The sequence below is a fragment of the Bartonella sp. AC130YNZD genome, assembly GCF_042196865.1.
GTDB lineage: Bacteria > Pseudomonadota > Alphaproteobacteria > Rhizobiales > Rhizobiaceae > Bartonella.
On the sequence record NZ_JBHIQZ010000199.1, the window covers coordinates 1 to 508 of the forward strand.

1 protein-coding gene is annotated in these 508 nt (G+C 40.2%); it reads left to right on the forward strand.

The genetic code is table 11. The features are described 5' to 3' along the window. On the forward strand, window positions 1–508 hold a 508-nt coding region (locus ACFINU_RS10445), incomplete at both ends, for a tyrosine-type recombinase/integrase (RefSeq protein WP_375619106.1).

Consider the following 508-nt stretch of genomic DNA (forward strand, 5'->3'; position numbering starts at 1 on the left):
AGGCTGTCTGCCCGTTTCTGAGATTACACAAACAGAGATACGCGATACCCTTGCCCCTATTTGGCATACAAAAGCTGCAACAGCAGAGAAAGCATTGATACGTCTTAATCTTTGTCTTAAACATGCGGCTGCATTAGGTTTGAATATTGATTTACAAGCAACAGAAAAAGCACGCGCGCTCTTAGGCAAACAACGCCATAAAACGCAAAATTTTCCAGCTATGGATTGGAGAGACATTCCCGCTTTTTATAAAACACTTTGCGAAACAACAACAATGACACAACTGGCTTTACGTTTGCTTATTCTGACAGGCGTTCGTACTTTTCCTTTATGTCATATCCATAAAGATCAAGTTGAGGATGATATATGGACTATTCCTGCTGAAAATATGAAAGGAAAGCGTGATACAACAAAAGAGTTTCGTGTACCCCTATCATCTGAAGCATTAGACATTTTAAAACAAGCGCGCTCACTTTCTCGCAATGATTTCTTCTTTTCTGCAACCGGT